At 68.5% G+C, this 17,345-nt stretch carries 20 protein-coding genes and 2 pseudogenes; 13 read left to right on the forward strand and 9 right to left on the reverse strand.

Annotated elements, in window-relative coordinates; all coding sequences use genetic code 11:
- Window positions 1-5: 5 nt before the first annotated feature.
- The 3 genes from pobA (at window position 6) to WMF22_RS40715 (ending at window position 3,881) form a co-directional block, all read left to right on the forward strand.
- Window positions 6-1,199: a 4-hydroxybenzoate 3-monooxygenase gene (gene pobA, locus WMF22_RS40705; RefSeq protein WP_438033228.1), complete on the forward strand. Its 1,194-nt coding sequence runs from the start codon at window positions 6-8 to the stop codon at window positions 1,197-1,199.
- Between the two features lie 119 nt (window positions 1,200-1,318).
- A complete protein-coding gene (locus WMF22_RS40710) occupies window positions 1,319-1,699 on the forward strand; it encodes a BlaI/MecI/CopY family transcriptional regulator (RefSeq protein ID WP_437974737.1) in 381 nt (126 codons plus the stop codon).
- A gap of 1 nt (window position 1,700) precedes the next feature.
- Window positions 1,701-3,881 carry a penicillin-binding transpeptidase domain-containing protein gene (locus WMF22_RS40715; protein ID WP_438033229.1) on the forward strand — a complete coding sequence of 727 codons (2,181 nt, stop codon included), beginning with the start codon at window positions 1,701-1,703 and terminating at the stop codon, window positions 3,879-3,881.
- A 110-nt stretch (window positions 3,882-3,991) separates the two neighbouring features.
- Here the strand turns inward: WMF22_RS40715 and WMF22_RS40720 are convergent, their stop codons facing one another.
- From WMF22_RS40720 to WMF22_RS40730, 3 genes are all read right to left on the reverse strand, one after another.
- On the reverse strand, window positions 3,992-4,969 hold the full coding sequence (locus WMF22_RS40720; protein ID WP_438033230.1) for an endo alpha-1,4 polygalactosaminidase: 978 nt from the start codon (window positions 4,967-4,969) through the stop codon (window positions 3,992-3,994).
- Window positions 4,970-4,973: 4 nt separating this feature from the next.
- Complete coding sequence (locus tag WMF22_RS40725; RefSeq protein ID WP_438033231.1) at window positions 4,974-5,597, reverse strand: glutathione S-transferase family protein; 624 nt, start codon at window positions 5,595-5,597, stop codon at window positions 4,974-4,976.
- A 97-nt stretch (window positions 5,598-5,694) separates the two neighbouring features.
- Window positions 5,695-6,186, reverse strand: a complete 492-nt coding sequence (locus tag WMF22_RS40730) for a DoxX family protein (RefSeq protein ID WP_437295320.1) — start codon at window positions 6,184-6,186, stop codon at window positions 5,695-5,697.
- A 372-nt stretch (window positions 6,187-6,558) separates the two neighbouring features.
- On the opposite strand from WMF22_RS40730, the gene WMF22_RS40735 reads away from it, so the two are divergent.
- The 6 genes from WMF22_RS40735 (at window position 6,559) to WMF22_RS40760 (ending at window position 10,782) form a co-directional block, all read left to right on the forward strand.
- Window positions 6,559-7,098: a hypothetical protein gene (locus WMF22_RS40735; RefSeq protein ID WP_438033232.1), complete on the forward strand. Its 540-nt coding sequence runs from the start codon at window positions 6,559-6,561 to the stop codon at window positions 7,096-7,098.
- 223 nt (window positions 7,099-7,321) lie between these two features.
- Window positions 7,322-8,068, forward strand: coding sequence for a hypothetical protein (locus WMF22_RS40740; protein WP_438033233.1), 747 nt, complete (start codon window positions 7,322-7,324; stop codon window positions 8,066-8,068).
- A 128-nt stretch (window positions 8,069-8,196) separates the two neighbouring features.
- Window positions 8,197-8,955 carry a nucleotidyltransferase domain-containing protein gene (locus tag WMF22_RS40745; RefSeq protein WP_438033234.1) on the forward strand — a complete coding sequence of 253 codons (759 nt, stop codon included), beginning with the start codon at window positions 8,197-8,199 and terminating at the stop codon, window positions 8,953-8,955.
- A gap of 108 nt (window positions 8,956-9,063) precedes the next feature.
- Complete coding sequence (locus WMF22_RS40750; RefSeq protein WP_437295324.1) at window positions 9,064-9,279, forward strand: hypothetical protein; 216 nt, start codon at window positions 9,064-9,066, stop codon at window positions 9,277-9,279.
- Window positions 9,276-9,683, forward strand: a complete 408-nt coding sequence (locus WMF22_RS40755; protein WP_437295325.1) for an HNH endonuclease — start codon at window positions 9,276-9,278, stop codon at window positions 9,681-9,683. Before WMF22_RS40750 ends, WMF22_RS40755 begins: the two co-directional genes overlap by 4 nt.
- Window positions 9,684-9,984: 301 nt before the next feature.
- Window positions 9,985-10,782 (forward strand): alpha/beta fold hydrolase, encoded by a 798-nt coding sequence (locus WMF22_RS40760; protein WP_438033235.1) that lies wholly within the window; start codon window positions 9,985-9,987, stop codon window positions 10,780-10,782.
- A gap of 9 nt (window positions 10,783-10,791) precedes the next feature.
- On the opposite strand, the gene WMF22_RS40765 is transcribed toward WMF22_RS40760, so the two are convergent.
- Complete coding sequence (locus tag WMF22_RS40765; protein ID WP_438033236.1) at window positions 10,792-12,015, reverse strand: MFS transporter; 1,224 nt, start codon at window positions 12,013-12,015, stop codon at window positions 10,792-10,794.
- Between the two features lie 372 nt (window positions 12,016-12,387).
- Window positions 12,388-13,008: a glutathione S-transferase family protein gene (locus WMF22_RS40770; protein WP_438033237.1), complete on the reverse strand. Its 621-nt coding sequence runs from the start codon at window positions 13,006-13,008 to the stop codon at window positions 12,388-12,390.
- A 724-nt stretch (window positions 13,009-13,732) separates the two neighbouring features.
- Here WMF22_RS40770 and WMF22_RS40775 point away from each other — a divergent pair.
- Complete coding sequence (locus WMF22_RS40775; protein ID WP_438033238.1) at window positions 13,733-13,975, forward strand: addiction module protein; 243 nt, start codon at window positions 13,733-13,735, stop codon at window positions 13,973-13,975.
- Window positions 13,972-14,301 carry a type II toxin-antitoxin system RelE/ParE family toxin gene (locus tag WMF22_RS40780; protein ID WP_438033239.1) on the forward strand — a complete coding sequence of 110 codons (330 nt, stop codon included), beginning with the start codon at window positions 13,972-13,974 and terminating at the stop codon, window positions 14,299-14,301. The genes WMF22_RS40775 and WMF22_RS40780 overlap by 4 nt, the downstream gene beginning before the upstream one ends.
- A gap of 277 nt (window positions 14,302-14,578) precedes the next feature.
- Here the strand turns inward: WMF22_RS40780 and WMF22_RS40785 are convergent.
- The 4 genes and pseudogenes from WMF22_RS40785 to WMF22_RS40800 all read right to left on the reverse strand — a co-directional run.
- Window positions 14,579-14,710: pseudogene (locus tag WMF22_RS40785) on the reverse strand (JAB domain-containing protein); the annotation flags it as partial.
- A gap of 20 nt (window positions 14,711-14,730) precedes the next feature.
- Window positions 14,731-15,336 carry a hypothetical protein gene (locus tag WMF22_RS40790; RefSeq protein ID WP_438033240.1) on the reverse strand — a complete coding sequence of 202 codons (606 nt, stop codon included), beginning with the start codon at window positions 15,334-15,336 and terminating at the stop codon, window positions 14,731-14,733.
- 4 nt (window positions 15,337-15,340) lie between these two features.
- On the reverse strand, window positions 15,341-15,592 hold the full coding sequence (locus tag WMF22_RS40795; RefSeq protein WP_104985568.1) for a hypothetical protein: 252 nt from the start codon (window positions 15,590-15,592) through the stop codon (window positions 15,341-15,343).
- A gap of 334 nt (window positions 15,593-15,926) precedes the next feature.
- Complete coding sequence (locus tag WMF22_RS40800; protein ID WP_438037319.1) at window positions 15,927-16,112, reverse strand: addiction module protein; 186 nt, start codon at window positions 16,110-16,112, stop codon at window positions 15,927-15,929.
- Between WMF22_RS40800 and WMF22_RS40805 the strand changes: the two are divergent.
- Window positions 16,101-16,211, forward strand: a pseudogene (locus WMF22_RS40805) (SDR family oxidoreductase); the annotation flags it as partial. The gene WMF22_RS40800 and the pseudogene WMF22_RS40805 sit on opposite strands and share 12 nt — an antisense overlap.
- A 428-nt stretch (window positions 16,212-16,639) precedes the next feature.
- The gene (locus WMF22_RS40810) at window positions 16,640-17,344 is read left to right on the forward strand and encodes an NADPH-dependent F420 reductase (RefSeq protein ID WP_438033241.1); all 705 of its coding nucleotides are present in this window, start codon (window positions 16,640-16,642) and stop codon (window positions 17,342-17,344) included.
- The last annotated feature ends 1 nt before the right edge of the window (window position 17,345 follow it).

The following is a 17,345-nucleotide window of genomic DNA, read 5'->3' on the forward strand; positions in this document are numbered from 1 at the left end:
CCCCCATGCGAACTCAAGTCGGAATCATCGGAGCCGGGCCGGCGGGGCTCATGCTCTCGCACCTCTTGCACCGGCAGGGCATCGCGTCGGTCGTGCTCGAGAAGCACACGCGCGAGTACGTCGAGCGTCGTGTTCGCGCCGGCGTGCTCGAGCAAGGCACGGTGGACCTCCTCAACGAGACCGGCGTCGGCGAGCGTATGCGCCGCGAGGGCATGGTGCATCACGGCATCCACCTCAGGTTCGACGGCGCCACCCACCGCGTCGCGCTCGACGACCTCACCGGTGGGCGCGGGATCACCGTGTACGGCCAGCAGGAGGTGGTCAAGGATCTCATCCGCGCGCGCCTCGAGGCCGGCGGTACGATCCAGTTCTCGGCCGAACAGGTGCGTCTGCTGGACATCGACACCGAGCGCCCGCGCGTTCGGTACCTCCATGACGGCGCGCCGTGCGAGCTCGAGTGTGATTTCGTCGCCGGCTGCGACGGCTCGCACGGCGTATCCCGACGATCGATCCCGGACGGCGTGCTCTCCGTGCTGGAGCGCACGTATCCGTATGCTTGGCTCGGTATCCTGGCGCAGGCGCCGCCGGCGCACGACGAGCTCATTTATGCGCACCACGAGCGCGGCTTCGCGCTGTTCAGCATGCGCTCGCCGAAGCTGACGCGCCTTTACCTGCAGGTCCAGCCGGACGAGCCGATCGAGGACTGGTCCGACGACCGTATCTGGCGTGAGCTCCACGCTCGCCTCGAGACCGACGACGGGTGGCGGCTCAACGAGGGGCCCATCGTCGAGAAGGCCGTCACGGGGATGCGCAGCTCCGTGGTCGAGCCGATGCAGTACGGTCGGCTCTATCTCGCGGGCGACTCGGCGCACATCGTGCCGCCCACGGGCGCCAAGGGCATGAATCTGGCGATCGCTGACGTGCGTGTGCTGGCGCGGGCGCTCGCGGCCTATTTCAAGACCGGCGACACGACGGCGCTCGAAAGGTACTCCCCGACCTGTCTGCGGCGTGTCTGGCGCGCCGAGCACTTCTCGTGGTGGATGACCTCCATGCTGCACCGCTCCCCGGGCGACGACGTGTTCCAGCAGCGCCTGCAGCGGTCGCAGCTCGACTACATCGTGCGTTCGCGCTCGGCGTCCACCTCGCTGGCGGAGAACTACGTCGGGCTACCCCTGGATTGGGGCCTCACGGACGGTTGATCGGTCCCGCAGGCAGACGCCGGACGACCGGACGTCGGGTCTCCAAGCGGATCGCACGTGCTAAGAAATTAGCACGCGATGCTTGCTAATTTCTTAGCACCAGGCTACGGATGGACGCCATGCCGAAGCCGCCGCTCACGCGCCGAGAGCGCGAGATCATGGACATTTTGTACCGCCTACGGCGCGCGACCGCGCACGAGGTGAAGGACAACCTCGAGGATCCGCCGAGCTACTCCGCGGTCCGCGCGCTGCTGCGCCTGCTGGAGGAGCGCGGGCACGTCAAGCACGTGGAGGAAGGGCAACGCTACGTCTACACGCCGGTCACGGCCCCGAGCGAGGCTCGCAGGAGCGCGCTGGCGCAGGTCGTGCGGACGTTCTTTGGAGGCTCGGTCGAGCAAGCGGTCACCGCGCTTGTCGACACGTCAAAGTCCAAGCTGTCGCGCGAAGAGCTGGATCGCATCGCCCAGGTGATCGAGCGCGCCAAGAAAGAAGGGGGTTGAGATGAGCCCGATCGAGATGAGCCCGCTGCCGTTCCTCGTCGATGCCGCGCGGGGCGCCGCGCTCCTCGGGCTCGCCCTCGCGGCGATGCCGCTGCTCCGCCGCGCGCCGGCCTCCACGCGCCGGCTCGTGCTGGTGCTCGGGCTCGCGGCCGCGGCGCTGGTGCCGGTCGCCTCGCGGCTCGTTCCGGCGTGGCGCGTGCTGCCGGTCGCCGAGCTTGGCGCCGCGGACGCGAGTAGGCCCTTCGCCGAGCCCATCGGGGACGCCATTGCCCCGCCCTCCGTCGGGCCTGTCTCCCACGCCGCAATGCAGGCTCCTTCCACGCCTGTCGCCCTGGCAAAACAGTCCTTTCCGTGGGGCCCGGTGCTCCTTGCCGTGTGGGCGCTCGGGGCATTTGCGGTGCTCGCTCGCCTGGCGCATGGCCTCGCCAAGGCGCGTGGGATCGCCCGGCGCGCGACCCCGCTCTCGTTTCCGGGGATCACGGCGACCCTCGGCGAAGCGCGCATGAACGCCCGCGTGTGCGTCAGCTCCGAGATCGATGTGCCGGCGGTGACCGGGGTCTTTTCGGCGGTGGTGCTGGTGCCGCGGGAGGCGCTCGAGTGGAGCCAGGCGCGCTGGCGGGCCGTGCTGCTACACGAGCTGGCGCACGTCCGGCAGCGCGATTGTCTTGCCCAGATCGTGGGGCAGCTCGCCTGTGCAATGCACTGGTTCAACCCGCTGGTGTGGCTCGCGGCGCGCAGGCTTCGCATGGAGCGCGAGCTGTCGGCGGACGAGCGGGTCCTGGCGAGCGGGGCCCGGCCGACCGAATATGCCGAGCACCTGCTGGCCATTGCGACGAGCGCGGCGCGGCTCCGTGAGGTGCCGGGCGGAGCGCTCGGGATGGCGGAGCCCTCGCAGCTCTTGGCGCGGGTCGAGGCCATCGTGCGACCGCGGGCGGGGTCGCTGCGCACGTCGGCGGCGCGGGGCGTTGCAATCACCGCGTCGGCTGCGGCGCTGCTCGGGGTGGTGGCGTGCGTCACCGCCGGCAAGGAAGGACCTGCCGCGGCTGTGGCGGCCAATCCGTCCAATCCATCCGGGAAATCGGAGCCGGTCGCTCCTGCACCGGCGGGCGCGTCCGTTCCGGCCTCCACCTCCGCCGTTGCTAGCTCCACGCCGGCCTCACTGGCCCATCTGACCGCGGAGGTCGCCTCCGTGATGGGCGCCCCGGCCGATCGCCTGGAGCTCACGATCGATCGCGACATCCAGGCGATCGTCGAGGAAGAGATGAAGCGGATGGCGGACGAATGGCGCCCTGTCGCCGCCACGGCGATCGTGCTCGATCCGAAGACCGGCGAGGTGCTGGCCATCCATGATCCGAGCACCGCCGCGGCGCCGCGCATCAGCGGCTCGACCATCAAGTCGCTCACCGTCGCGGCCGCGCTCGACGAGGGGGCCATTTCGGTGACCGACCGGTTCTTCTGCGACAAGGGAGCGCGGCGCTATGGCAAGGAAGTCCTCCGCGACGCGAGCCCGAACGAGTGGCTCGACGTGCCGCAGATCCTCATGCGCTCGTCGAACATCGGAGCCTCGCGGATCTTCGACAAGCTGGGCGGCGAGGCGCTCGGGCGCTGGCTCCGGCGCTTTCATTTCGGCGAGGCGACGCGCATCCAGCTCCGCGGGGCGCCGGTCGGCGAGGTCCCTCCGGTCATCGCGGACGGCTCGCTCCGCGGCGTGGCCCTGGCATCGGGCCATGGCGGCGCGATGGCCAGCCCGCTTCAGATGGCCGCCGCTTATGCCACCATCGCCAATGACGGCGTGTTCAATGCGCCGACGCTCGCCCGGCGCGCCCGGGGCGCGGACGGCGGCGTCCGCTTCGAGCACCACGTGGAGAATGAGCGCGTGCTCCGCCCGGAGACGGCGCGGTCGGTGATGGGCATGCTGGAGCGCGCCGTGAGCGACGAGCAGGCGACGGGCAAAGCGGCGCGTGTGCAAGGCGTGCGGGTCGCCGGGAAGACCGGCACCACGGACGAGCGATCGGCGGCGGGCGAGCCGCGCAATTACGCGAGCTTCATCGGGGTCGCGCCGGCCGAGCAGCCGCGTTTCGTCATTCTCGTCGGCGCGGTCGTCGCCGCGGAGGACGCGACGGGCGGCAAGGTGGCGGGGCCGGTGTTCGCGCGCATCGTCGCGCGGGCGCTCGGGCGCTGATCCGAGCGCGTCGGGGGCGCCAACGTCGAGGGGTACGCGCCTCCGTTCTTTCCCCGGCTACGTCCCGCTCACCGACAAGGCGATGATGCGGGCGCTCGGAAGGCCGCGTGTCACCGGCAGGGCCACCGGCCGCCGTCGAGGTCGAGCGGCATCTCCATGCTGTTGAAGCCCCAGGCGTTCGCCTGTTCGCAGAAGAGCGACCTGTCGGTCATGTGACCGGAGAACGGATCGTCGTACTCCACCTCGAACACGGCCTTGCCGTTCGCCAGGAAGGTATCGACGAGGATCTCGCACTCTTCATACTCGAAGCACTGCTCGTTCAGCGTCCAGTCGAAGTACGGCCACAGGTCCTCCGCCTGCTCGATGTCGCCCTTGAGCCCCACGGACATGCCCATCGAGTGGGCGAGATCCGCGATGAACACGTTGTAGGCGATCTGGTCTTCATAGCGGAGGGGGAACCCGGAGTCGTTGGCGTAACCGTCGACCTCGTCGGGCTCGATGGCGTCGAAGCCCTTGTCCTTGCAGACCTGGAACCGGGCCTGCATGATCGGCCCGAGGACATTGATCTGCCGGATGTCGAGCCAGAACGAGCCCTCCCAGTGGTAGTCCGGGTTGCCTTTGACCGACTCCGGGAAGTCGCCGGCGTCTGGCCGATAGTCCTCGAACGCGCCGACGTCGACGTAGCAGATGACCTTGGCGCCCTTCGCGTGCAGCGCGGCCACCGTCTCGGCCGGCGTGAACTCCCAGTCGAGGTCGTAGACCGTGGGAGGCGGCGACGCGATGGGCGCTCCCGTGGGATCGACCAGGCCCATGTCCCTGGGGTCGTCCAGGTCCAGGGGGTGGTCGATCATCCAGTGCCACGACGTCTGGAGCGCCGGGATCCAGACGCCGGGGCCCCCGCCGGCGGATGTCGATGAGGCGGACGCCGATGAGGTGGACGTCGACGCCGGCGTGCCCGAGCTGCCGGGCGAGCCCGGGCGCGAGCCCCCTGCCCCGCCCGGATCCACGCCGGCGTCGCCGCACGCGGCGGGCACCGCCGCGAGGACGAAGATCAACGACTTGACCACCGCGGGCCACGATCGATTCATGATTTCAGCCCCTGTCCTCGCCACGGCACCTCGCGCGCGCGCGCTGGTACTCCGGCCGCGCGGCGATCCGCTCCTGGTAGGCGACGAGCTCGTCGGGCAGCGTCTTGCCGAGCGCGCCGCGATAGATTCCGATCGCGGTGCTCACGGAGATGTCGGCGAGCGTGAGGCGCTCGCCGGCGAGAAAGGGCATGTCGCCGAGCACGGTGGCCGTGAAGCGCAAGGCCTTCTCGACGCTCGCCTCGTGCGCGCGGACCGACCAGTTGCGCTTGTCCGCCTCCGGCGCGCCGAAATGTGCTGTCAGCAGGGCATTGACGGCTGCCCCGAGGGTCGCTTCGCCGAACACGGCCATTTGCAGCACACGCGCGAGCGCCGGATCGCCCTTGCCGGGCAGGAGGGGCGTGGGCCCGTGGTGCTGCGCCACGTAGAGCATCATCGCGACGGACTCGTGGATCGCCACGCCGCCCTCATCCTCGAGGAACGGCACGGTGCCGAGCGGATGCCGCGCGAGGTAGGCTTCGCTCGGCGGAAACGAGACCATCTCGACCTGGTAGGGCAACCCCATCTCTTCGCACTGCCACATCACGCGCAGGCCGCGGGCCCCGCGCGCGAAGTTGTAGACCTTGATCATCGGTGGTCTCCTTGCTCGCGATCCGTGGTTCGAGCGGCGGGCTGGCCGCGGCCCGATCTGACCATGAAGGCGGGGAGGCGGGAAGCCCATGGGAAGCTCATCGGTCGAGCGACGCCGGGCTCGCGAGCAGCGCGCGCGCGCGGCGGTCGCGCAGCCAGAGCCCCGCCCAGAGGAGCGCGGCGATGTAGATCGGAAAGAGCGTGTGGCTGAAGAGCGGGCTCCCGACCCGGACGTGGATCGCGATCGCGCCGCCCAGGTAACCGGTCCACAGAACCGCGCCGAGCAGCGCGGTGCGCGGGATCAGGTACGTCACCAGGCAAGCGATCTGGAGGTAGCCGAGGGTGGGGACGAGGCTGACGGGAAACCCGAGCTGGGCCGTGGCTGCATCCGCGGGGAACAGCTGCAGCACCTTCACCGCGGCGTCGAACGTCAGGAACAGCACGCCCAGCCCGCTCAGGACGCGTCCCGCCCACAGCGCTCGCCTGGACGGCGCCGCGCCGGGCGCTGCGGCGCTGGCCGGCGCCTCGGCCCGGGGCGCGGTGGTGAGATCCTGGTCACGATGATGGATGCTGGTGGAGATCGCGGTCATGGGTGCCTCCGTGCTGGGATTCACCCCCGTAGACCCCCGGCCCCACCAGGAATCATCGGTCGCCTGAAAAAAAATCGCCGCGCCGCCCCTGACCGGGCGCCCGGCCCGGTGGACGCCCTCCGGCGCGGGGCGATGCTGCGCGAACGCGGGCGCGCCCCTCGCCGCCGTCGGCACGAGCCGCGCCTTCGTCCGGTGGAGAGCCCGCGGTCCGGCGCTGGTCTCCTTGACAAGGTAGGGCAGCCGTCGGCTACGCTAATTTCCCACGATGTGTGCGAGCGGCACGAGGGGGTGGGGTCGGGGTTCTAGGCGCTCCACGCGGGTTCTCGCAGCGGAACGCTAAGTCGTTGGGCAGGCAGAAGAACGGATTTCACAATGCCCCGGCAGAAGAAAATTGAGGTCACTCACGACGGCGTACGACGGACCTACATCATGTGGTACGCGGACGACCCACCTGCGAGAAGAGAGGCCATCGCGTTCTTCCGAACAGTCGGCGACCTGTTTCCGGCGATGAATATCCCCCGGGAAGTAGAGGAGATGCCGGTCGACGAGGCCACCAAATACCTGAGGAACCATCCGATTCAAGAGCAGTGGGAGGGGCTCACTCTCGTCGGCACCATCGAGGATCGCGACTTGGTGCGACTCCAGCACATCAGGGAACTCCGAAGAGTGTGGGTCCTCAACGGTAACGTGTCACACCAAGGCATGAAGCATCTTCTATGGCTCGATCGGATCGAGAGCCTGGTGCTGTACTCGGAGCGGCTCACCGACGCTTGTCTTGAGTCTATTCGGCAGATGTCATCACTGCGCACGCTCGACATGCAGGGGTCTCTTAACGTTTCCCGTTCCGCATTCGAAGAGGCCATCCTATCGTTGCCCCAGATTGAGGCACTCTACGCGCCTGAGCCTCCGTGACGTCGCCCGCGGTCAAGGTCTTCGAAGGCCTGCGACGTCAGGCACGTCTTCCCAGATCGCACGTGTGGAAAGAGAGAACTGCTGCCAAACCCGCCGCCGAGCGGCCGACCGTTGGGCAGCACGCCAATGACCATTTTCGAGCCTCAGCTTCGTCGTACGGGTCGCCCCCCATCGATACGCAGCGACTCGTTCACGGAGGGCTCCCAGGACCGCGAGGCAATCCATGAGCATGTATTATTCTCATCTGCTCGTCCCGCTCGATCCGAGCTTGGCCTTCAAGGCGGAGGCGATGACTGCGTTTCTCGAAGCCGCAATGAGTGCTGGGTTCGTCGGGAAGGACCCCGAGCGATTTGTGCGAACGGACCCTGAGCCCGTTGGGTCCTTCGTGTTCACCATGTCGCGCGGGATGCCCAAGGCAGGCAAGTACCGCGGGCGCAATCCGGGCTCGTGGCTGCGTCCCGACTCCGCGGAGGAGCTCTGCCATTCTCTGGAGAATGATGACAACGTTCAAGCCACGATCTGGAGCGAACTCCGACCGAAGCGACCACCTCTGCTTGCGCTCGAAGCGCTTCAAGGCGGGGCGCGGATCGACATGACGCAAGCGCAGTTCGACGACGTCTACTACGTCGCGATCACATGCCATCGCACCCAGGTGCCCGTGTCGATGTCCGAAGGCCGCGACGCCGAGGAGGCGGCGCTCGATTTCGGAGCGCGCATGGATCTCGTGGACGTTCCGGCGTATGCCATCGCCAATTACCCCCACAAGGCCGGGCACATGGTGATCGCCGGGATCGCTGCCGCGCGGTCATGGGTGAGCATCACCTTTGGCAACTATGTTTTCCCGCCTGCCCGGCTCTTCGAAGACCTGTTCTCGCGCGAGCGAGGTCTTCCCTTTGCTGTGCCGGACTTCACGGCGCTCGCCGAGCGATACCTCGGCTGCGATCTCCGCCAGACGTGCCATTTTTGCTGACGTGCCTCCCCGTGTCCAGAGATCCGGCTCCGCAGCTGCCCGACCGGCGGCAGCAGCCGACGCCGCCACGCGGCGCGGCTGAGCCGCAGATCGTTGGGCAGGCAGATGAGACGACCTCGGAGAACAAAATGAGCCCCGATAAACTTGCCATGTGCAGCTGGCCCGACCTCCCGCCGAGGTATGCAACAGCGCTCCGCGCGGTCGTCGCGTTCGTATTCGAGACGTTCGAGCCGCGGGCGATCGTCGCCGCGGGGTCAGTCGTCCGCGGCGCAGGTGATCGAAACAGCGATCTCGACATCTTCGTCATACAGGAGCGTCCGTACAAGCAGCGTCTACAGCGGCGGTTCGGCGACGTTCCGGTCGAGATCTTCGTCAACCCGGCACGCGCGATTCGAGCGTACTTCGCCAGCGAGCACGAGCTCGGTCGCCCCTCCGCGGCGCACATGATCGCCACGGGCTTCCCTGTGTTCGGCGGCCAAGCGATCGATGCCCTGCGAGAGGAGGCCGCCGAGTGGCTGAAGAAGCGCGCCGCGCTCACTCCGGATGAGGACGCGTTCGCTCGTTATTCAGCGGCGACACTCCTGGAAGACGGCGAGGACATCGCGGAGCGCGATCCCGCCATGGCCAGCGCGTTGCTCGGTGAGGCGGTCATGGAGATGCTCCGGTACCACCTCCGCGCGGAGCGCGGGACGGTACCAGGGAACAAACACCTGCTGCTCGAGGTCGAGCGCAGCGACCGTGAAGTCGCCGAGGTGGCGCGTCGCTTCTTCGGGGTCTCCACGATCGAGGAGCGGCAGCTCGCGGCGCGAGCCCTGGCGGACCGCACCATCCGTGCACGGGGCTTCTTCGAGTGGGACTCCGAGAAGATCCCCGTGCCGGAGGACTGACACGGGGGCCCGGGCGTGGAGCGGCTTCGCCCTCCCGAGGCGGGCGGAGCTTGAGGCGACGGCGGAGGGATGGCATGCTCTCCGTGCCGACGTCGGACGGAGAACCTCATGGAAAGGCGAACCCTCGAACAGCTTGAGGCGGCGCTCGATGCCGTCAGCAGAGACCTCTCCCCACGCGTCCAGGAGCTCGCTCAGAAGAGCACCGAAGGCGCGCTCACCCCGGAGGAGCAAAGGGAGTACGCAGAGATCGTCCGCTTGAACGACAGGCTCAGCCTCCTCAAGCTCGAGGCCGAGGAGTTCTGGACGATGCGCGCGGCTTCGTGAAGATCTCGAACGATGTGCGGGAGGCGGTGCAGCGGCGCGCCCAAGGCGCGTGTGAGTACTGCCGGCTTCCTCAAGCAGGTTCAATCCTTCCCCATCAAGTCGATCACATCATCGGGAGGCAGCATCGTGGCTCCGACGATGTTGCCAACCTGTGCCTTTGCTGCATCCATTGCAACCTGAAGAAGGGACCTAACATCGCCTCCATTGATCCGCAGACTGGGATCCTCGTGGCGCTATATCACCCCAGGTGTCACTCTTGGCGCGAGCACTTCATGGTCGCGATTGAGGGTACCATTCAAGGCCTGACGGCCGAGGGGCGCGCCACAGTCCAGCTCCTGGACATGAACGGTGAGGACCGAGTTCGCCTGCGTGCGTTATTATTGCGCCGAAATCGGTACCCGTGAGTCGGCGCGGCGGCGCGCGCCGAGCACGCCGCTGCTGCCGAGGGCGCTCCGCGCCGCGGGACGCCGGCAACCGGCAAGAAGTCAGCCCGTATGCATCCGTCCCACGCTCGTGTGCGTGTTGACGACGGCTGGGTACTCGGTATGAGTTCGGCACTTGGCTCCATTCCGCGGCGAGAGGTTTGAACAATGACTCAAGGCGCTGCGCGGACCGCTCGGAAGCACTCACGTCGAGATTTCTCGAGTACTTGGACCTGAACCACTTCATCACACGTGCGAAGCTGCGGCAGGCAGGGACAGTTCCATGACGACCTGGATCAGCGGAGTCTGCGAGACGAACGGCATCACCATCCACTACCTCCGGACGGGAGGCGCCAAGGTTCCCGTCGTCCTGCTCCATGGATTGATGGGGAGCGGCGCCTGCTGGACTCCCCTGGCGCGGGCGCTCGAAGGGGAGTTCGACGTCGTCATGCCCGACGCCCGAGGGCACGGCGGCTCGAGCGCGCCGCCCCACGGATACCGGTACGACGATCACGCGAGCGACGTCGTGGGCCTCATCCGCGGCCTTTCGCTCTCCCGTCCGGTCCTCCTTGGCCACTCGATGGGCGGCATGACCGCCGCGGTGGTGGCGAGCCGGGGGGCGGGGGTCCTCCGCGGCCTCATCCTTGTCGACCCGACGTTCTTGAGCCCGGAGCGCCAGCGCGAGGTGCACGCCAGCGACGTCGCCGAGCAACACCGCCAGGTCCTCGGCTTGCAGAAGTCGGACCTCGTTGCGCGGGCCCGAGCCCGAGACCCGCGTCGCTCGCTCGAGATCATCGAGCTGCAAGCCGAGGCGAGGCTGAAGACCCGCATGGACGCGTTCGACGTCCTCACGCCGCCCAACCCCGCGTACCGCGACGTGGTGAGCGCGATCGACGTCCCGAGCCTGCTCGTCATCGGTGACGACAGCCCCGTCGTCACGCTCGAGATGGCAACGGAGCTGCGGAGTCTCAATCCGCGCGTACGGATCGAACAGGTACAGGACGCCGGCCACGGCCTTCCGTTTCAACAACCCGAGCGCCTGGGAGAGGTGGTCCTTTCGTTCTTGCGTGGTCTGGCGTAGCTGCTGCGGTCACTCCGGCTCGCCCTCGGCGAGCGCGACGCGCTGGGCGTTCGCGATCAGGACGCCGCGCCCGTGCCAGACCATCAGCACCGCATAGAGCGCCGCGAGCACGCGAAAGCCGCTGAACAGGCCGAAGCGCTGGCCGAGCGAGCCGCCCGCCACCGCGCCGATCAGGCCCCCGGCCGGCCCCGAGAGCGAGAACAGGCCGCCCACCCGGCCGCGGCCGAGCTCGGCGGTGAGCGCCGCGAAGCGATTGACGCTCGTGAGGTGCTGCACGCCCAGACCGAGCCCGAGCAAGACCGCCCCGATCCACAGCGACGCGACGCCGAGGGGGAAAGCGAGCAGCAGCTCGGTCGCGAGCAGCAGCGAGAAGGCGATCGCGTAGCGGGCGGAGTCGCGCAGCGGCGCCAGGGCGCCCCCGGCGAGGAGCAAGGTCAGCACGAACACGGCGCCCTGGAGGGTCACCAGGCTCGCGGCCTGGGGCACCGAGAGGTGAAACTCGCGGATCCCGATCAACACAACGAACACGGCGAAGTAGGACATCGCCATCTGACCACACAGCTCGATGAGCATGCTCTGGCGCAGCTCGCGGCGAGACAGGATGATCCCGATCTGCCCGCGCAGGCGCTCGAGGAGCGGCGTGGCCGAGCGCCCGCGGCCGGGGGGAGCCCCGGAGAGCACGCGATCGCCGACGAAGACCGTCGCCAGCAGCCCGAGGCCGGTCACCACGAACACGCCAGTGTAGCCGAGCAGGCCGAGGAGCTGCGCGCCGAGCATCGGGCCCACGAAGAACATGCCGAGCGAGTGGGACGCGCGCTGCCAGCCTGCCTTGCGCGGGCCGAGGCGAGGAAGCAGGTGAAGGAACTCGGTCTGGGTCGCGACCATGCGAAACGGGTTGAGCAGCCCGAAGAGGACCACGCCCGCGATGAGCTGCCAGGGCCGATCCATGTGGGTGAAGCCGATCAGGTACAGCGCCGCGCCCGCGAGGCCGCCGAAGCGGAACAGCGGCCGGCTGCCGTGGCGGTCGATCAAGCCGCCGACCGGCATCGAGAGCAGCAGCATGCCGGTGAACTGCAGGCCGCCGACAAGGCCTATCTGCCAGGGGGAGGCGTGGAGCGAGGCGGCATACAGCGGCAGGACCACCTTGGCCACGCCGTTGCTCGAGCCCGCGAGCAGGCCGAGCACCATGAAGCCGAGGAGATAACGCTGGGGGAGAGGCGGCGAAGGTGTCATCACGCGAACCGAGGCGAGCGGCCGGTCGAGCGGCGTGTCCGTCCGCCGTGCCGAGTCGGGTGGTGCTGCCGCGCGGGCGCCCTGCAAGCCACGCTCCCGAGCCGGAGCAGGCCCAGGGCGACGGCCTCGTCGCCGCGCCGCCCGCGGCCTGCTGCTCCAGCAGCACACGCGCAGCACGCGCCTGGTGCTGACGCAGCAAAAGAGTATCCGGTATTCCGGATACACGTCGTCCGGAGCGGACGTTCGCGCAGCCTGGCGAGCAGCCGGTAGTTCATCCAGTCGGCCTGGCCGTCGGGGTGGCCGCCGCCGCGGCTGGCGCTCATGAAGCGCATGAGATGGCCGCCAGCGCGGCTGGGCGGCCAGGGCGAGACTTCAGCCCGGCCTGACGCGCTGGGCCGCAGGCCGGCTCGTGCAGCGGGCGATCCACGCGTTCACGTTCGCGAAAGGCGAGAGGTCCACGCCGAAGCGGGCCAGGAACGGCAGCGCCGTCACGAGCGACACGTCGGCGAGCGAGAACTGGTTGCCCACGAGGTACTCCTTGCCCTCGAGCGCGCGGTCGAGGATCTCGATCCCGTTCGCGAGGTCCTGCTTCGCGCCCTCGGCCACCTTGGGGTTGCGCTCGTCGGCGGGGAAGCGCTCCAGGGTGTTGCGCAGGAGCCGCGTCGTCGCCTCGAACAGCGTGACGTTGCCCCAGGCCATCCACTTGAACGCCTCGGCGCGATCGGCGTTGAGCGGCGGGAAGAGGCCCTTGTCCACGCCGAAGCGCTCGCCGAGGTAGAGCAGGATCGCGAGCCCCTCGAAGATCGGCTTCCCCTCCGCGACAAGCAGCGGGACCTTGCCGTTCGGGTTGAGCGCGAGGTACTCGGGCTTGCGCTGATCTCCCGCCGCGAGGTCGAGCTTGACCTTCTCGTAGGGGACGCCGAGCTCCTCGAGCGCCCAGTGCACCCGGTCTGCGCTCGTCATGGGGGCGTAATAGAATTTGAGGTCGGACATGCGGCGAGCAGAGCCCCGCCGCGCGCGAGCCGCAAGGGGCTTCGTTCGACGCGCATGAGCTCGCTCTCGATCGACATGCTCACCGACGAGCGCGTCAACGACGCGCCGGCAGTCGGTGACCATGGGCTGCCTTCGCTTCCTCGATGAACTCCAGTGCCTTGCGCATCCGCTCGACTCTCTCTGTGGGAGTCAAGCGCAGGTTCTCGGCGATGAGCGATGCATCAACGCCAGAGGGGACTCGTTCGAGTATCCGCTGGTCCCAGCTCTTCTCGGCGTCGGACGGTTCAGTCCCTGTTCGTTCGGCTGGGCGGTCAAGCATCGGCTCCGGGCTCCTGACCCCTGTACCATGGCGGGGATCCCTGACGAAAGCGAGCGAGCATGGCTCCCGAAGCCGGCCGGTTGTCATCGCCCTGAGTGCATACGCCCGTCGCAGCCCTCCCGCCTTGGACGTCGCAGCGGTCGGGCGGCTGCCACCGCCCGACCTCGAGAGCGCCTTTCTCGCGCGCCATCCAGGTCGAGGTCGCACGTCGGGCGCGCGATCGTTCAGCTCGACCTCAGCCCGCTCGTGAAAGATGACCGGGAGCGTCACCGGAGCCGCCTGGTCGTAGGCGGCGCTTGCCGCGGCCCCGGCGCGGCTGGCGTGGTTCGCCGTCGGCGCCGCTACTTCTCGACCGCGAGGGCCGCGTGGTGCGTCGTCGCGGTACCTCGTGGTATCTTGCGGCTCATGCAACGAGCCATCCAGGGTCCGCCGCCCGGCTTCGACGACCTCACCGTGCACGAGCAGATCGAGTACGTCCAGGCGCTCTGGGAGCGGATCGCGGCGAGGGAAGACGATGTGCCAGTACCCGAGTGGCACAAGGCCGAGCTCGATCGCCGGCTCGCCGAGTACGAGGCCGCACCAGATGCTGGCCGCTCCTGGGAACAGGTCGAGGCCGACCTCCGTACGCACCTCGCAACGCGTCGATGAGCCGGCTCCTCGTTCTCCCGTCTGCCGAGCTGGACATCCGGGAGGCGGCGGGCTGGTACGAGAGCGAGGAGGACGGGCTGGGCGGACGGTTCGTCGACGAGCTACGGCACATCGTCCGCCGGATCAGCGACCTCCCGTCGCAGTTCCCCGATGTCGGGCGGGGTGGTGTCCGGCGCGCGCTGCTCAAGCGGTTCCCCTATGCGGTCTACTTCCTGCTCCGTGGTGAAGGAAACGAGCAGGCGGCGGTCATCCTCGCCGTACTCCATCAGCGGCGTAGCCCGTCTGTTTGGAAGAAACGCGTTCGAGACGAAGGTACAATGGGCTAACCTGGCCCTGGTGCCGGCGCTCGAGAGAGCGGCGCCGGCCCCGGTCGGCAGCTCGGCCGTCGTCTCGGCGGGGGCGTCGACGGGGGCGCGGCTCATCGGGCTCATCGGGGCCGCCTCCGGGAGCGGGAGGGGGCGCGGGCGGCGGCTTCGCGTCGCTCACCGAGGACATCTGGCACGACGAGCTGTCGCTCAACCTCATGGCCGCCGTGCGTCTCGATCGCGCGCTCCTCCCGCACATGGTCACGCCTCGTGGCAGCGCACGTCCGCTTGCCGCGAAGCCGAAGTACCGCGCCACACGGGCGGCATCGGTCAGGAGCGCGCTCCGGCGCGCGCGGGCGGCGTGGTAGCGGCGGCCGAGCTCGAAGGTGGCGGCGAGCCGAGTCGCGTCGAACAGCGCGAGCTGGGTGCGCGGCCTATCTCTCAAGCAAGCTATTGCAAACCGAGCTTCGCAGCGACCTCAGCTTGCGCGCGAGTGAGGAGGTCATCGACGCGAAGCTTCTCAGCCCACATGCTGAGATATTGGTCGTTGATCTCGGCCCCGCTGACTCGAAGCACTTCGACGATGTCACGCCATTGCTTGGACGAGACTTCACCACCTTCGCGGTACCAGAGCAGCTTCCTGAGGATGGTATCTTCCGGAGCCTTGACAAACAGCTCCTCTCCGCTGGCGCGGACCTTGACTTTTCGCCGGCGACCGAACTCGACCTCATCGTAGGGGCTCGGCCCGAGAGCGAAGATATCGATCTTCGTCACCATCGGCAGGTAGAAGATGTTCGCGCAGCTTCCGCGGGTCAGGGCGTCACGAAGAACCTCTTGATCCACCTCGAAGTCCGGGCCAAGCAGCTCCGCGAACGCGCGCACATGACGGGGCATCATCGCGACGACCAGATCGATATCGTTCGTCGCGCGCGGCTCACCCTGGAGGGAGCTCGCGAGGCTGCCGCCGATGAAGTACTCGCAGCCAAGGCTCTCGATCGCGGCGGCCACGCGCAACGCCACGTCGAGCGCGGAGACGACATCCGTCGAGCTGCTCATGACGTCATGTGGCGTCGGCCGGCACATGCCCGAACAGCCGGCGCGCGCAGTCGTGCCCGTACAGCCTCACCGCAAGGCGGACGCGAAGCTCCTGGTCGTCCGCCCCTGGGTGACGAGCACGGATGCTCGCGAGGGCGAGCTCACGGACCGCCTGGCTCAGCCGCATCGCAGCCTCGAGCCGCTTTTCGGGAGGCATGCGCCGGAGCAGCTCGTGGTAGCGTGCGTCCGCTTGCGGCGAGGTGTCGACCATCGACATACAACATGAGTCTAGCAGAAACCGCTCGCACGGGAAGGGCTCGCCGCCGGTCCCTCGCGAGGCTGTCGTTCCGGCGGGGTGCCTTCCCTTGCCCCACGCTCGCTCCCGGCCGACAGCCAAGCTCCTTCCTAGATCCAGCGGAGCCGACCTCCCATCGTCCTGCCGTGCAGGAGCGCACGCGTCGCTCGAAGTCAGCATTGTGTTACCTGCGAGCCCGTCGATGATCACGAAATCGACCTACTCACCGACGAGCGCTTCAACGACGCGTCACCGAAGCCGCTCGTGGGCGTCACGAAAGACGTCCTCGGCCGATCGCCCCCGGGACGGATCTGCGTCAAGCTCTGCGTCCCGGCGCGTCGCTTCTTCGGGTCCAGAGGCGCCTGTGCTCCTCCTCGGAGAGCTCATCCAGGCTTGCCAGAAGCGTCTCTGCCAGACGTGCGCGCTCCGCGACGGGCAGCTTCAGGGCTTCGGCTTCCAGCTCGCCCCGGGATGGATCCGCACGACGGCAGCCGACGCCCAAGAGGTCGCGGAGCTCGTCGCATTCCTTGCCTCCGACAGGGCGGCGTCCATCCATGGGAGCGAGTACCTGATCGACGGGGGCACTGTGCCCACCGTTTGACGGCAAACACCGGATCCACCCGGCACAACAAGTGAAAAACCACCATCCGCCAACCCATGGAGCGATAGCTGACAGATCGTTCAAACCGACGCCGCTTCGCGGCACGGCTCAACTCAGGCGTTGCGCCGGCGGACGTTTGAGCTTGCTGCTCCCTCATCCCATCCCCGGGGACGATGTCGCGCTGGCCGTGGACGACGCCTTGCTGCTCGTGAACGAGGTCGCCCTACCTTGGGGCCAGCTCGTCATACCCCGAGGGCAAGCTCGTCCTCGGGGCAGCGTTCTCCTGCGCGGGCCGAGGGCGGCTGGTCGTGGTACAGCCCATCCCCGACGTGAACGGCGCGAGCGATCGCCCGTCTGCGTCAGACGATGCACCTGGACCGCCGGCGTCCGCGCTCGATCGCGGGCGGCTCGGCTCGAAGGAGTGACGAATGCAGATCGGAATCATCGGCGCCGGCTTCATCGGCGGGTCGCTGGCGAAGCTGTTGGGGAAGCTCGGTCACCAGGTCGTGATCGCGAACTCGCGCGGGCCGGACACGCTCCGCGAGCTTGCCGCCGAGACCGGGGCCACCCCCGTCTCGGCCGCGGAGGCCGCGCGCGGCGGCGAGATCGTGGTCGTTACGATCCCCCAGCGCGCAGTCGTGGACCTGCCGAAGGATCTCTTCGCCGGCGTGCCCGCCGACGTGGTCGTGATCGACACCAACAACTACTACCCGGTCCGCGACGGCAGCATCCCGGCCATCGAGGCGGGGCAGGTCGAGAGCGCGTGGGTCGCCGAGCAGATCGGGCGGCCGGTGGTCAAGGCGTTCAACAACATCTACTTCGAGAGCCTGCTCGCGAAGGGCAAGCCGAAGGGCACGCCGGGGCGCGTCGCGCTCCCGATCGCGGGGGATCCGCCGGAAGCGCGGGCGAAGGTCATGCGCCTCGTCGACGAGCTCGGCTTCGATGCGGTCGACGCAGGCGGCCTCGAGGACTCGTGGCGCCAGCAGCCGGGTACCCCCTGCTACATCCACGACCTCGACGCGCCTCGGCTGAAGGAGGCGCTCGCCGCGGCCGAACGGAGCCGCGTCCCCGAGTACCGCAAGGCCTCGGACGACTGGCTGCGATCGCTCATCGCGTCACAGAGCCCGAGCTGAT

The sequence above is a fragment of the Sorangium sp. So ce204 genome (assembly GCF_051526795.1).
Lineage (GTDB): Bacteria > Myxococcota_A > Polyangia > Polyangiales > Polyangiaceae > Sorangium > Sorangium cellulosum_B.